The following is a 12,698-nucleotide window of genomic DNA, read 5'->3' as shown; positions in this document are numbered from 1 at the left end:
CCCCGTCCACATGCTGTGCCCGGGGGTGGCAATGATCCTTCGGACGCCCATACTCGGGGGATGACCGCGTACGAGTCCGAGGGCGCGACCGGGCGACCGGGCGCCTCAGGCCCGCCGGGCACCCCCGGTGCCGATGCCGTGTACGACGCCGTCGTGCTCGCGGGCGGTGCGGCCCGGCGTCTCGGCGGCGCGGACAAGCCCGGCGTCCGGGTGGGCGGCCGGGCACTGCTGGACCGGGTGCTGGCCGCGTGCGCAGGTGCCACCCGCACGGTGGTCGTGGCCGAGCCCAGGGGCACCGCGCGCCCCGTGGAGTGGGCCCGGGAGGACCCGCCGGGCGGCGGACCGCTCGCCGCGCTGGACGCCGGACTGCGGCACACCGCGGCGCCGTACGTCGTCGTGCTCTCGGCCGACCTGCCCTTCCTGGAAGAGGGGACGGTACGGCGCCTGCTGGACACCCTTCGGGACGACGGCACGCACCTCACCCCGCCCGCCTCCGGGAACGACCGCCCGGACCACGCGGGCGACCACCCCGGCTCCGGCCTCGGCCCCGACCGTGCCCGGACCGGCTCCGCGACCGTGCCGGAGACCGGCGAGCCCGTCCGGACCGGACCCGTCGGGGCTCCCGGCACGACCGGCGGACATCGCGGCCACCCCGACGGCGTGCTCCTCACCGACCCCGACGGGCGCGATCAGCCCCTCGTGGCCGTCTACCGCGCGGACGCGCTGCGCCGTGAGCTGACCGTGCTCGCCGCCGCGCACGGCGGACTCGGTGGACTGCCGCTGCGACGGCTCGTCGCCGCCCTCGACCTCACCCGTCTCTCCGACCCCGTCGCGTCCTTCGACTGCGACACCTGGGACGACATCGCAACCGCTCGAGCACGCATCAGGGAGCATGGGCACGTGTTGGATGAATGGATTTCCGCAGTCAAGGACGAGCTGGGCATCGACCTGGACGTCGACACCGGCGTTCTGCTCGACCTGGCCCGCGACGCCGCGCATGGGGTGGCCAGGCCCGCCGCGCCGCTGACGACGTTCCTCGTCGGATACGCGGCGGCGCGGGCCGGTGGAGGACCGGAAGCGGTCGCCGAGGCCGCCCGCAAGGCCACGGCGCTCGCGCTCCGCTGGGCCGACGAGGACACCCCCGACGCGAAACCGGACGCCGCCGACGGCGTGACGCCCGCCACCGACACCGGACCGGACGCCGGATGACCGCCGCCCGCTCCACCCGGGACAGCCAGGACGCCGACGACTTCGACGTCGAGGAAGCGCTCGCCCTGGTCAAGAAGGCCGGTGCCCGCGCGCCCGGTGAGCCCGGCCGAGCGGACAGCGCCGTCCCGGACCTCCAGGGAACCGACCGGGCGGCGGTTCCCGCGCCCAACGCGCAGGACGGCGGCAAGGGCGGGCACACCCATCACCGGGCCACTCCGTGGCCCGAGGCCCGGGCCGTCGCGGAGCGGGCCGCCCGCTCCGTGCCCCGCCGCACCCCCGTCTCGGTCCCCCTCGACGCTTCTCTCGGCCTCGTCCTCGCCGCCCCCCTGACCGCGCTCACCGACCTTCCCTCCTTCGACACCTCCGCCATGGACGGCTGGGCGGTCGCCGGACCCGGGCCATGGGAGGTACGGGAGCACGGCGTCCTCGCAGGGCAAGCGTCGCCGGAGCGGCTCACCGACGGCGAGGCGGTCCGGATCGCCACCGGGGCGCGCGTCCCGCGGGACGCGACCGCCGTCCTGCGCAGCGAGCACGGCCGCCTCGACACCAAGGGGCGTCTGCACGCGAGCGACGTTCAGACACCCGGCTCCGCCCGGTCAGGGGGGACCCGCGCGGTCGCGCACGGGCAGGACATCCGGCCGCGCGGCCAGGAGTGCCGCAGCGGCGACCAGCTGTTGCCGCTCGGAGCGCTGGTCACCCCGGCCGTGCTGGGTCTCGCGGCGGCCGCCGGGTACGACACGCTCGCCGTCGTTCCCCGCCCGCGCGCCGAAGTTCTCGTCCTCGGTGACGAGTTGCTCACCGAGGGACTGCCCCAGGAGGGGCTGATCCGGGACGCGCTCGGGCCCATGCTGCCGCCGTGGCTGCGGGCCCTCGGCGTCGAGGTCGTCGCGGTGCGCCGGCTCGGCGACGACGCCAAGGCGCTGCACAAGGCGATCACCGGCTCCCGGGCCGACCTGATCGTCACCACGGGCGGCACCGCGGCGGGTCCCGTCGACCATGTCCACCCCACGCTGCGCCGCATCGGCGCCGAACTGCTGGTGGACGGCGTCAAGGTGCGGCCGGGACATCCGATGCTGCTGGCCCGCACCCAGGAGAACCAGCACCTCGTCGGCCTGCCCGGCAACCCCCTGGCCGCCGTCTCCGGGCTGCTCACGCTCGCCGAGCCGCTGCTGCGCACCCTGGCCGGACGCGCTGCCCCGGAGTCGTACACGCTGCCTCTCAAGGAAGCCGTGCAGGGGCACCCGTACGACACCCGGCTCGTCCCCGTCTCGCTGCGCGGCGACCGGGCCGCGCCGCTGCACTACAACGGCCCGGCGATGCTGCGGGGCATCGCCGCCGCCGACGCGCTCGCGGTCGTACCGCCGGGTGGTGCGCGAGCCGGCCAGGAGCTGGAACTCATCGATCTGCCGTGGGCCACCGCGGGGATCGACGCGTGCTTCATCTGAGCCGGGCCGAGGACGGGAGCGGCATGAATCCGAACGGGGTGTGTTTCACGTGAAACTTCCGGGCCAGGATGCGATCGCCCGCCAAGCGGACGAGCATCTCGTGACCCACCAGGTGAAACTGCCGCGGAAGGTCGTGGAGCGTCCGCTCCGGCAGGTCGCCAAGCGCCTGGTGATGGCGTTGCTGGTGCTGGTCGCCACCGCGCTCATCGTCTATTTCGACCGAGCCGGCTACACCGACAACTCGGACGGAAGCGTCGACCTGCTCGACGCTTTCTACTACGCGACGGTCACCCTCTCCACCACCGGTTACGGCGACATCACCCCGACCAGCGATATCGCCCGGCTCATCAACATCCTGATCATCACGCCGCTGCGGGTGCTCTTCCTGATCATCCTGGTCGGCACCACGCTGGAGGTCCTCACGGAACGCACCCGTGAGGAGTGGCGCCTGAACCGCTGGAGGGCGGCCTTGAGGGATCACACCGTCGTTGTCGGCTTCGGAACCAAGGGACGGTCGGCCGTCGAGACCGTCTGCGCGACCGGGCTGAAGAAGGAGCAGGTCGTCGTCGTCGACCCGAGCCCCCGGGTGGTGGACGCGGCGACGGCCGACGGATACGCGGGAGTGATCGGCGACGCCACGCGCAGCGATGTGCTGTTGCGCGCCGAGGTCCACAAGGCGCGGCAGATCATCATCTCCACCCAGCGGGACGACACCGCGGTCCTGGTCGCCCTGACGGCCCGGCAGCTCAACCGCGCAGCGAAGATCGTCGCCGCCGTGCGCGAGGAGGAGAACGCGCCGCTGCTCAAGCAGTCCGGCGCCGACGCGGTCATCACCAGCGCCAGCGCGGCCGGCCGGCTGCTCGGGCTCTCCGTGCTCAGCCCCGCCGCGGGCATGGTGATGGAGGACCTGATCCACCAGGGCAGCGGGCTCGACATCGTCGAGCGCCCGGTCATAAAGGCCGAGGTGGGCAAGGGTGTCCGCGAGACCACCGACCTGGTGGTCAGCGTCGTAAGAGGTCATCGCGTGCTCGGGTACGACGATCCGGAGGTCGGCACCCTGCAGCTGATGGACCGGCTGATCACGATCGCGCGGGTCACTCGGAGCACCCAGGTGACACCGGACATCCGGCCCCTGCCGCAGGAGTAGCGATCAGCTCCCAGGAGTAGCGTCCCTCCCATGTACGCGATCACGATTCCTGAACCTGGTGGGCCCGAGGCGCTGGTGTGGGACGAGGTCCCCGATCCCGTGCCGGCCGAGGGCGAAGTGCTGGTCGAGGTGGTGGCCGGCGCCGTCAACCGCGCCGATCTGCTGCAGCGCCAAGGCCTGTACAACCCGCCGCCCGGCGCGTCCCCCTACCCCGGACTCGAATGCGCGGGCCGCATCGTCGAGGTCGGCACGGGTGTCCTGGGCTGGTCGGTCGGCGACGAGGTCTGCGCGCTGCTGTCGGGCGGCGGATACGCCCAGAAGGTCGCCGTTCCGGCCGGGCAGCTGCTGCCCGTGCCCGCGGGTCTGGACGTCGAGCAGGCGGCGGCGCTGCCCGAGGTGACCTGCACGGTCTGGTCGAACGTCTTCATGGTCGCCCACCTGCGCCCCGGCGAGACCCTGCTGGTGCACGGCGGCTCCAGCGGTATCGGCACCATGGCGATCCAGCTGGCGAAGGCCGTCGGCGCGAAGGTCGCGGTCACGGCGGGCACCAAGGAGAAGCTCGACTTCTGCGCGGAGCTGGGCGCGGACATTCTGATCAACTACCGCGAGCAGGACTTCGTCGAGGAGATCGAGCGGGCCACCGGCGGGGCGGGTGCCGACGTCATCCTCGACAACATGGGGGCCAAGTACCTCGACCGGAACGTGCGCGCCCTCGCCGTCAACGGACGGCTCGCCATCATCGGCATGCAGGGCGGCATCAAGGCGGAGCTGAACATCGCCACCCTCCTGAACAAGCGTGCCGCCGTCAGCGCGACCTCGCTGCGCGCCCGGCCGCTCAGTGAGAAGGCGGCGATCGTGGCGGCGGTGCGTGAGCACGTGTGGCCGCTGATCGACTCCGGCCGCGTGCGTCCGGTCGTCGACCGCAAGCTGCCGATGAGCGACGCGGCGGAGGCACACCGGGTACTGGAGGCGAGCGGCCACATCGGAAAGGTGCTGCTGGTCGCTCCCTAGCCGCGTCGCACCCGCAGGGCCACGAAGGCCATTCCCAGGCCGAGGCCTATGAGGATCAGGCCACTGCCCAGCGGCAGGATCTCCAGGACCGGCTCGGGCGGGGAAGCGGGGCCCACGACGCTCTGCTGGACGGGGACCGCGTCGTTCCGCGAGGGCTCGGGGGCCACGCTCGCCTCCGTGAGTCCGGCGTCGGCGCCGGGATCGGTGTCCTGGGGATCCGCGGCGTCCGGGGTGTCCTGGAGGTCCGGCTCGGTGCGGCCGGGCCGCGAGCGCCCCTCGCCCGCGAAGCTGCCCGCGCGGGAGGAGTCCGCCGTGGGGGTGGGCCTCGTCGGATCGGTGGCGGCGGGTCCTTCCGCCTCCGCGGCGGCGGTCCCTCGGGCGGACGGAACCGGCGCGGAGACGTACGAGGCGGTCCCGGAGCGCGCGGGTGCGGCGTACGCGAGGTGGCCGGCGCCGTTCAGCAGGGCGGCTGCCAGCAGCCCGGCCGTGGGCAGTGTGCGGAGCCATGGAGTCACGCCGGTGACCCCCTCCCGGTGCGGTTCGCCAAGACGGGTGCCGTGATCGACGGAACAAGCCTCACATGACGTGGTGATCCCGGCATCTCGACAGAAAGTGACCCCGTCCGTGCACGTCGGAGGCCGTCGAACCACCCTCGGATCGCGAAGTGTGCCGTCGTACGTGGTGGATCACCGTGTACGGGGGGCACCACCGTGATGGAGTGCAGGCGTGCGAGAGAATGGCGGCATGGAGATGCCGAGGAACGAACGGTCGCCGGAGAACCCTCAGATCCTGGTTGTCGGCCAGGACGGAATGGCTCTCGGTGGCACCGGGGACGAGGACTCCCGCGAGATTCCGGTGACGGAGATGGTGGAACAGCCCGCCAAGGTGATGCGCATCGGCAGCATGATCAAGCAGCTGCTGGAAGAGGTGCGCGCCGCACCTCTGGACGAGGCCAGCCGGGTCCGGCTCAAGGAGATCCACGCGAGTTCCGTGAAGGAGCTGGAGGACGGTCTGGCCCCCGAGCTCGTGGAGGAACTGGAGCGGCTTTCCCTGCCCTTCACGGACGAGGGGACCCCCAGCGACGCGGAACTGCGTATCGCGCAGGCTCAGCTGGTGGGCTGGCTCGAGGGACTCTTCCACGGGATCCAGACGACCCTGTTCGCCCAGCAGATGGCGGCCAGGGCGCAGCTGGAGCAGATGCGCCGAGCCCTTCCGCCGGGTGTCGGCGGCCTGGAGGGCGACGAGGACCCTCGCACGGGAGGCCGTTCCGGCGGACCGTACCTGTAACCACGCAGGTCAACGATCCGCGCCTGACCACGCAGGCCACGATCCGTCCCGTCACCCAGTGAATCAAGGTCACCCCGACCGAAACGGGCCCGGCACCGAAGTGCCGGGCCCGTTCCCGAATCCGCTGCCGAGCGTGCCCGGACCGCGCCGATGCCAGGGATGCTTCAGGAGGGGTCGCCCGAGGACACCTTGAGCTCGATCTCGGGCATGTTCTTCGGGTCGACGTCCGTTCCCGCCGAGGGGAACTGGTCCATGACCGTGTCCTCGCCGTACGTGTTCTCGTCGACGCGCGTGACCTTCATCTGCCAGCCGGCGGCCTGGAAGCAGGACTTCACCGACGTCAGGTTCTTGAAGTGGAAGTCCGGGACCTGGATCTTGTCCGGGTCGTCGTACGACTCCGACGCGTCGGTGCACTTGTCGGTGTCGATCGTCTTGGACGTGTCCGGACCCAGGTGCCCCGCCACCACGGAGGGCGACTTGCTCGCGTCTCCGCCGCCGCCCTTGTTGTCGTCATCGCCGCCGCCGCTCAGGGTGAGCGCCGTGACCAGGCCGCCGATCGCGAGGAGCGCGACGACGATCGCGCCGATGACGACTCCCTTGCTGCTCCTGCCGCCGGAGCCGCCCGACACGGGTGTCGTGGGCTGGGGCGAGAGGTTGTAGGGCGGCGGGGTCGACGTGCCGTGCTGCGGGGAGTACGCGGAGGTCTGCGGCGGAGTCTGGTAGCCGCCCTGCTGCGGGTAGCCGTACGCGGGTGCGGGCGTCGGCGCGCCGTACGGGCCCGGCTGGTACGGCGTCTGCACGGGGCCGGGCGCCGGGGTTCCCTGGTCGACCGGCGGGAACACGGCGGAGCCGACGCCGGAACCGCTCGGCGTCTGGGCGCCCGGCACGATGTTCGGCGCGACGGGGTGGAGCGACTGGGCGACCCGGAGGCACTCGTCCCTCATCGTCTCGGCGCTCGGGAAGCGCTCGTTCGGGTTCTTCTTCAGCGCGCGGGCGATCAGCGCGTCCACGGCCGGGGGCAGCGAGCGGTTGACCGAGGAGGCCGCGACCGGCTCCTCCTGGACGTGCGCGTAGGCGATGGCCAGCGGGGAGTCCGCCTCGAACGGCAGCCGCCCGGTGACCAGCTGGAACAGCATGATGCCGACCGAGTACAGGTCGGACCTGGCGTCGACACCCCGGCCGAGCGCCTGCTCCGGGGAGAGGTACTGCGGGGTGCCAACGACCATGCCGGTCTGCGTCATGGAGGTGACGCCGGACTGCATGGCGCGGGCGATGCCGAAGTCCATGACCTTGACGACGTTGCGCTTCGTCATCATCACGTTGCCCGGCTTGATGTCCCGGTGGACCAGGCCCATCTCGTGGCTGATCTCCAGGGCCGCCAGCACGTCCGCGGTGATCTTCAGGGCCTTGTCGGCGGGCATCGCTCCGTACTGCTGGATGTCCGTGTCGAGGACCGAGCCGAGCGGGTTGCCCTCGATGTACTCCATGACGATGTACGGCGTCGTCATGCCGTCGAGGTCGTCCTCGCCGGTGTCGAACACCGAGACGATGTTCGTGTGGGTGAGCTTGGCCACCGACTGGGCCTCGCGGCGGAAGCGCTCGCGGAAGGCCTGCTCGCGGCCGAGTTCGGTGTGCAGGGTCTTGATCGCGACCTGACGGTCGAGCACCGAGTCGTACGCGAGATGCACCGAGGCCATACCGCCCTCGCCGAGCAGATCGCGCAGCTGGTAGCGGCCGCCGGCGACCGCACGCCCCGCGTACCGGCCCTGTGCGCCGTCCTGGCTCATCTTCTGCGTCCCCCGCGGCCTTGGTGATCGATTGGCTTATTCCGGGCCAAGTCTGCCCGAGGGCACTGACACGTCAAGCTCGGTGCCCGATCCGTGACCGTCTGCGAAAGAAGCGTCGCGGAAGCGTTACAGGTGGCGTACGGCCGGTACACGGAATTTGCACGTACGGACCTGTGACGGGTTTGATGACCGGTCCATCTCACGCTCATCCCGGACCGGCGCCCTGCGCGGAGCCTGTAGCGTGGCCCGACGGAGACCGTAACAACCACCGCGCAGACCGCGGGCAGAAACGACGGCGAGGACTGATGGCACAGCAGCAGCGCGCTCAGGGCCCGTCCGACCCCGAGGCGACTGGCGGCGGTATGTCAGATGCGCCGGAGATGTGGGGCAACGGCGGACTGGTCGGCGACGGCCGATACCGGCTGACACGCAGACTCGGCCGGGGCGGCATGGCCGAGGTGTTCGCCGCCGAGGACGTGCGTCTCGGGCGGACCGTGGCGGTCAAGCTGCTCCGTTCCGACCTGGCCGAGGACCCCGTGTCCAAGGCCCGCTTCACGCGCGAGGCACAGTCGGTCGCGGGGCTCAACCACCACGCGGTCGTCGCCGTGTACGACTCCGGCGAGGACGTGGTCGGCCACGGCGTCGTCCCGTACATCGTGATGGAGATCGTCGAGGGCCACACGATCCGCGATCTGCTGATCAACGCCGAGGCCCCCGGGCCCGAGCAGGCGCTGATCATCGTCTCCGGTGTCCTGGAGGCGCTCGCCTACTCGCACCAGCACGGCATCGTGCACCGCGACATCAAGCCGGCGAACGTGATCATCACGGAAACCGGCGCGGTCAAGGTGATGGACTTCGGCATCGCGCGCGCCCTGCACGGCGCGCAGTCGACGATGACCCAGACCGGCATGGTCATGGGCACCCCGCAGTACCTCTCCCCGGAGCAGGCGCTCGGCAAGGCCGTCGACCACCGCTCCGACCTGTACGCGACCGGCTGTCTGCTCTACGAACTTCTCGCGCTGCGGCCTCCGTTCACCGGCGAGACGCCGCTGTCGGTGGTCTACCAGCACGTCCAGGACATTCCGGTGCCCCCGTCCGAGGTCTCGGACGGGGCCCCGCCGGAGCTCGACGGGCTCGTCATGCGCGCCCTCGCGAAGGATCCGGACGACCGGTTCCAGACCGCCGAGGAGATGCGCGGCCTCGTCCAGTACGCGCTGCAGATGCTCTACGACCAGGGCAGCCACACCGGCACCTGGAACACCGGCCCGGTCACCCTGCACGAGGGGCCGCACGGCCAGACCTCCGGCTTCGCCGGCACGGCCGCGCTGCCGCACCCCGGTGACTCCGGGACGACGCAGATCCCGGCGCCGCTCATCCAGCCCTACCGGGGCGGCGGTGACGACGGCGGCTTCGAGGGGCACGGCAACAAGGGCGGCGGCCGCGGCAAGCTGTGGCTCCTCGCGGTCTTCGCCGTGATCGCGATCGCGGCGGGTGTCGCGCTGGCGCTCAACAACACCGGTGGCGGCGGGGGCACGGGGACCAGCACCACGCAGTCGCCGACGAACAAGCAGTCCGACAAGGGCGACGACTCCAGCGAGAAGCCCAGCGACGAGGCGACGGACGACTCCACGGACGACACCTCGGACGACTCGACCAACACCGGCGACGACACGGACTACCCGCCGTCGTACAAGCCCTCCGAAAGCGCCACCAGCCAGCCGCCGTCCTACGAGCCGACCGACAAGCCGACGAAGACGGCGCCGACCACGGCGGATCCGACGGGCGAGCCGACTCCTCCGACCGAGGAGCCGACGCCGAGCGATCCGGTGGACACCGGCACCCCCGAGGCTGACAGCCAGGGCTGACCGCGTTCCGGCCGGATCCGAACGGATCCGGCCCGGCACACCCACTCACCCACGCGCGCGTGCGGCCCACCACGGGCTTCACGCGCGCGTGGCGTTGGGCGTGCCGCGGGTCACCGGGTGCGCCGGAGCCCGAGTTCCTGGCCGCCGTCCGTGGAGTGCACGCTGGAGAACTGGGGGTCGATGCCGAGATACACCGGCTCGAACGGCTCGCCGTCCACGACCCGCGGCGCGGGACCGAAGAGCTCCAGTTCGGCGGCGGTCGGCTCGACGGGCTCGCACTGGCCCACGACCTGCGCGGTCCACAGGCTCTCGCCCCGCCGCGCGGAGCCCAGGTTGTCGGTGCCGTACGCGACGACGCTGCCGGCGCACGCGCGGTGGTATCCGCAGGCGCGGGGCATGCGCAGCAGGATGCGGCCGGCCACCACGATGTGGCGGGCGAGGCCGAGGAAGGGCAGCGCGCGCATGCTGGTGGCCACCCGGCCGTAGTCGGCGCGGCCGATGAGTTCCACGGCGAGCTCTTCTTCGGCGGGCCGCTCGGTCGTCGAGCGTTCGTCGATGGGCATACCGCCCAATCTCCGGCACCGGCGGGACGGGAAAAAGAGGCACCCGCCCCCCGAAGAGGGGCCAAAAGTCCCGAATCGTTCAGTGGTGCTGCTGTTCCGCCTGGATACGGGCCACATAGGCCGCCGCCTGCGACCGGCGTTGCATTCCCAGTTTGGACAGCAGGCTCGACACGTAATTCTTGATCGTTTTCTCGGCGAGGTGCAGTCGCTCTCCGATCACGCGATTGGTGAGCCCCTCGCCGATCAGGTCGAGGATCTTGCGTTCCTGATCGGTGAGGCGGGCGAGCCTGTCGTCGCTCTTGGCGCCGCCCCCGTCCCGCAGCCGCTCCAGGACGCGGGCGGTGGCCACCGGGTCGAGCAGGGACTTCCCGGCCGCGACGTCCCGTACGGCCGCGAGCAGCTCGGTGCCGCGGATGTCCTTGAGGACATAGCCCGACGCGCCCGCCATGATCGCGTCGAAGAGGGCCTCGTCGTCGGCGTACGAGGTGAGCATCAAGCATTTGACGGCGTCGTCGCCGGAGCGGATCTCGCGGCAGACCTCCACCCCGCTGCCGTCCGGGAGGCGCACGTCCAGGACGGCCACGTCCGGGCGGGTGGCCGGGATCCGGACCAGTGCGTCGGCCGCCGTGCCGGCCTCACCGACCACTTCGATGTCGTCCTCGAAGGAGAGAAGTTCGTGGACTCCGCGGCGGACGACTTCGTGGTCATCGAGGAGGAATACGGTGATTTTCCCGTTTTCACGCACGCTGTCAGTGTCACACACGATCATGGGCATTGCCCCAGGTGAACTCTTCCCGTGCCAGGGGTGCCCGGGATAACGTGCCGGTGTTCCGGCCCCCTGCAAGGCTGTGACCAGTGCTGTGACCAGCGACTGTTCCCGACCCGCTCGATCTAGTAGGTAATCCAACTTCCGAAGTACTTGGATTTCCTATCAAAATCGCAGGTCAGGAGGGGTTTCACAGAATTGTGAAGCACTGGGTAACGTGACTGTTGCAGGGCGCTCGCCGGGGCACCTGTCACGCCTGTTCCCGGCCGAGTGGCACCCACCCCGTGCACGGGTGCCGGAACAGGCGAGCCGCCCCCCGAGCTCAAACAGCGAGCGAGGGGGACCCCAGCCTGCCGGCAACCCCGGGGGCCGGACCGACGGAGGAGCACACGTGACCGTGGAGAGCACTGCCGCGCGCAAGCCGCGACGCAGCGCCGGTACGAAGAGCGCGGCGAGCGCCAGTACGACCGGTACCAAGAGCGCCGCGAGCAAGCGCACCGCACCCGCCAGGAAGTCGCCCGGGGCGACGGGCGGCGAGCCGGAGCTCGTTCAGCTGCTGACCCCGGAAGGCAAGCGGGTCAAGGACGCCACGTACGACCCGTACGTCGCCGACATCACCCCCGAGGAGCTGCGCGGCCTGTACCGGGACATGGTCCTGAGCCGCCGCTTCGACGCGGAGGCCACCTCCCTGCAGCGCCAGGGCGAGCTGGGGCTGTGGGCCTCGATGCTCGGCCAGGAGGCCGCGCAGATCGGTTCCGGCCGCGCCACGCGCGACGACGACTACGTCTTCCCGACCTACCGCGAGCACGGCGTCGCCTGGTGCCGCGGTGTCGACCCGACCAACCTGCTCGGCATGTTCCGGGGCGTGAACAACGGCGGCTGGGACCCGAACAGCAACAACTTCCACCTGTACACGATCGTCATCGGCTCGCAGACGCTGCACGCCACCGGCTATGCCATGGGCATCGCCAAGGACGGCGCCGACTCGGCCGTGATCGCGTACTTCGGTGACGGCGCCTCCAGCCAGGGCGACGTCCTGGAGGCCTTCAACTTCGGGGCGGTCTACAACGCTCCCGTGGTGTTCTTCTGCCAGAACAACCAGTGGGCGATCTCCGAGCCGACCGAGCGCCAGATGCGCGTGCCGCTGTACCAGCGCGCGCAGGGCTTCGGCTTCCCCGGTGTGCGCGTGGACGGCAACGACGTGCTCGCCAGCCTCGCGGTGACCCGCTGGGCGCTGGAGCGGGCCCGCAACGGCGAGGGCCCCACCCTGGTGGAGGCGTACACCTACCGCATGGGCGCGCACACCACCTCCGACGACCCGACCAAGTACCGGGCCGACGAGGAGCGCGAGGCCTGGGAGGCGAAGGACCCGATCCTGCGCCTGCGGGCGTACCTCGAGTCGACGAAGTACGCGGACGAGGCATTCTTCGCGGAACTCGAGACCGAGAGCGAAGCGTTGGGCAAACGAGTACGCGAGGTCGTACGGGCCATGCCGGACCCGGACCACATGGCCATCTTCGAGAACGTGTACGCGGACGGGCACGCGCTCGTCGACGAGGAGCGCGCCCAGTTCGCCGCCTACCAGGCGTCGTTCGCGGACGCAGGGGAGGGCAAGTAG

General features: G+C 71.2%; 11 protein-coding genes. 7 read left to right on the top strand and 4 right to left on the bottom strand.

The window, feature by feature from the left end; genetic code table 11:
* Window positions 1-60: 60 nt before the first annotated feature.
* From OOK38_RS13040 to OOK38_RS13025, 4 genes are read left to right on the top strand one after another with little or no spacing between them, the layout of a single operon-like run.
* Entirely contained in the window at window positions 61-1,209 is a 1,149-nt protein-coding gene (locus OOK38_RS13040; RefSeq protein WP_266760682.1) for a DUF6457 domain-containing protein, read from the top strand.
* Complete coding sequence (locus tag OOK38_RS13035) at window positions 1,206-2,654, top strand: molybdopterin molybdotransferase MoeA (protein ID WP_266760683.1); 1,449 nt, start codon at window positions 1,206-1,208, stop codon at window positions 2,652-2,654. The genes OOK38_RS13040 and OOK38_RS13035 overlap by 4 nt, the downstream gene beginning before the upstream one ends.
* 49 nt (window positions 2,655-2,703) lie before the next feature.
* On the top strand, window positions 2,704-3,801 hold the full coding sequence (locus tag OOK38_RS13030) for a TrkA family potassium uptake protein (protein ID WP_266760684.1): 1,098 nt from the start codon (window positions 2,704-2,706) through the stop codon (window positions 3,799-3,801).
* Window positions 3,802-3,831: 30 nt separating this feature from the next.
* Window positions 3,832-4,812, top strand: coding sequence for an NAD(P)H-quinone oxidoreductase (locus OOK38_RS13025; RefSeq protein ID WP_266760686.1), 981 nt, complete (start codon window positions 3,832-3,834; stop codon window positions 4,810-4,812).
* Here OOK38_RS13025 and OOK38_RS13020 read toward each other — a convergent pair.
* The gene (locus OOK38_RS13020; protein WP_266760687.1) at window positions 4,809-5,327 is read right to left on the bottom strand and encodes a hypothetical protein; all 519 of its coding nucleotides are present in this window, start codon (window positions 5,325-5,327) and stop codon (window positions 4,809-4,811) included. The two genes, OOK38_RS13025 and OOK38_RS13020, sit on opposite strands and share 4 nt — an antisense overlap.
* Window positions 5,328-5,556: 229 nt before the next feature.
* Between OOK38_RS13020 and OOK38_RS13015 the strand changes: the two genes are divergently transcribed.
* The gene (locus OOK38_RS13015) at window positions 5,557-6,099 is read left to right on the top strand and encodes a bacterial proteasome activator family protein (protein ID WP_037614800.1); all 543 of its coding nucleotides are present in this window, start codon (window positions 5,557-5,559) and stop codon (window positions 6,097-6,099) included.
* Window positions 6,100-6,263: 164 nt separating this feature from the next.
* On the opposite strand, the gene OOK38_RS13010 is transcribed toward OOK38_RS13015, so the two are convergent.
* Window positions 6,264-7,886, bottom strand: coding sequence for a protein kinase (locus tag OOK38_RS13010; protein ID WP_266760691.1), 1,623 nt, complete (start codon window positions 7,884-7,886; stop codon window positions 6,264-6,266).
* Window positions 7,887-8,191: 305 nt separating this feature from the next.
* On the opposite strand from OOK38_RS13010, the gene OOK38_RS13005 reads away from it, so the two are divergent.
* On the top strand, window positions 8,192-9,751 hold the full coding sequence (locus tag OOK38_RS13005; protein WP_266760692.1) for a protein kinase: 1,560 nt from the start codon (window positions 8,192-8,194) through the stop codon (window positions 9,749-9,751).
* A gap of 110 nt (window positions 9,752-9,861) precedes the next feature.
* Here OOK38_RS13005 and OOK38_RS13000 read toward each other — a convergent pair whose 3' ends face one another.
* Together OOK38_RS13000 and OOK38_RS12995 are read right to left on the bottom strand one after the other, a co-directional pair.
* Window positions 9,862-10,314, bottom strand: coding sequence for a pyridoxamine 5'-phosphate oxidase family protein (locus OOK38_RS13000; RefSeq protein WP_266760693.1), 453 nt, complete (start codon window positions 10,312-10,314; stop codon window positions 9,862-9,864).
* Window positions 10,315-10,393: 79 nt separating this feature from the next.
* The gene (locus OOK38_RS12995; RefSeq protein WP_323178801.1) at window positions 10,394-11,059 is read right to left on the bottom strand and encodes a response regulator transcription factor; all 666 of its coding nucleotides are present in this window, start codon (window positions 11,057-11,059) and stop codon (window positions 10,394-10,396) included.
* 412 nt (window positions 11,060-11,471) lie between these two features.
* Between OOK38_RS12995 and pdhA the strand changes: the two genes are divergently transcribed.
* On the top strand, window positions 11,472-12,698 hold the full coding sequence (gene pdhA, locus OOK38_RS12990; RefSeq protein WP_266760697.1) for a pyruvate dehydrogenase (acetyl-transferring) E1 component subunit alpha: 1,227 nt from the start codon (window positions 11,472-11,474) through the stop codon (window positions 12,696-12,698).

This window comes from Streptomyces sp. NBC_00568 (assembly GCF_026341855.1).
Lineage (GTDB): Bacteria > Actinomycetota > Actinomycetes > Streptomycetales > Streptomycetaceae > Streptomyces.
The sequence above is the reverse complement of the archived record's forward strand: the minus strand, read 5'-3'. Positions and strand labels throughout refer to the sequence as shown.